The organism is Sphingomonas sp. NPDC019816 (assembly GCF_050274375.1).
Taxonomy (GTDB): domain Bacteria; phylum Pseudomonadota; class Alphaproteobacteria; order Sphingomonadales; family Sphingomonadaceae; genus Sphingomonas.
In genome coordinates, this window is record NZ_JBNNOB010000271.1 from 1 (window position 1) to 1,386 (window position 1,386).

Below are 1,386 nucleotides of genomic sequence, written 5' to 3' on the forward strand. Positions count from 1 at the left end.
TGATGACGGTGATCTTCGGGACGGTGGCCTCGGCATAGGCGAAGAGCAGTTTCGCGCCGTGCTTGATGATGCCATTATGCTCCTGCGCGGTGCCGGGCAGGAAGCCGGGCACGTCGACGAAGGTCACGATCGGAATCTCGAACGCGTCGCAGAAGCGCACGAAGCGCGCCGCCTTGCGGCTGGCGTTGATGTCGAGCACGCCCGCCAGCACCATCGGCTGGTTGGCGACGAAGCCGACCGTGCGCCCCTCGATCCGGCCGAAGCCGGTGATGATGTTGGCGCCGTGCGCGGGCTGCACCTCGAAGAAATCACCCTCGTCGACGACCTTCGAAAGTAGTTCGTGCATGTCGTACGGCTGGTTGGCGCTGGCGGGGATCAGCGTGTCGAGGCTTTCCTCGATCCGGTCCCAGGCGTCGGCCGTGGGCCGTTCGGGCACGCCCTCGCGGTTGTTGGCGGGCAGGAAGTCGATGAAGTCGCGCGCGGCCAGCAGCGCCTCGATATCGTCCTCGAACGCCACGTCGGCGACGCCGGTCTTGGTCGTGTGCGTGACCGCGCCGCCCAGCGCCTCCTGGGTCACCACCTCGTTGGTCACCGTCTTCACCACATCGGGTCCGGTGACGAACATATAGCTCGAATCCTTCACCATGAAGATGAAGTCGGTCATCGCGGGCGAATAGACCGCACCGCCCGCGCACGGGCCCATGATGAGGCTGAGCTGCGGCACCACGCCCGATGCCAGCACATTGCGCTGGAACACTTCGGCATAGCCGCCGAGGCTCGCCACCCCCTCCTGGATGCGCGCGCCGCCGCTATCGTTCAGACCGATGACGGGCGCGCCGACCTTCATCGCCATGTCCATGATCTTGCAGATCTTCTGCGCATGGCGCTCGGACAGCGAGCCGCCGAAGACGGTGAAGTCCTGGCTGAAGACGAAGACCAGCCGCCCGTTGATCGTGCCGCTGCCGGTCACGACGCCGTCGCCGGGGACGACCTGTTCGGTCATGCCGAAGTCGGTGCAGTTATGCTCGACGAACATGTCGAGCTCCTCGAAACTGCCCTCGTCGAGCAGCACGTCGAGCCGCTCGCGCGCGGTCAGCTTGCCCTTGGCGTGCTGCGCGGCGACACGCTTCTCGCCCCCACCGGCGCGGGCGGCGGCGCGGCGGCGTTCCAGTTCGACCATCGTCGATGCCATGACCTCTCCTTCAATCTTTGCGCGGGCTTATGCCCGAGAGGTCGGGGGGATGGCAATCGCGGGGATTTCCGCTTTCGTAAGGGGAAGGTGGCGTCGGCGGTCGACGAGGGCCAAACATGCTCCCCCTCCCGCCGGGGGGGGGGGGGGTGGGGGGAGGGCAAGGGATCTCCCGGAGACCCTCACTTGCTGCCCTT

Annotated in this window: 1 protein-coding gene; it reads right to left on the reverse strand. The window is 66.6% G+C overall.

What is annotated here, in order from left to right; translation table 11 throughout:
- On the reverse strand, nucleotides 1–1,192 hold a 1,192-nt coding region (locus ACQKJZ_RS19355; protein WP_427733333.1), incomplete at its 3' end, for an acyl-CoA carboxylase subunit beta.
- Nucleotides 1,193–1,386 lie beyond the last annotated feature (194 nt).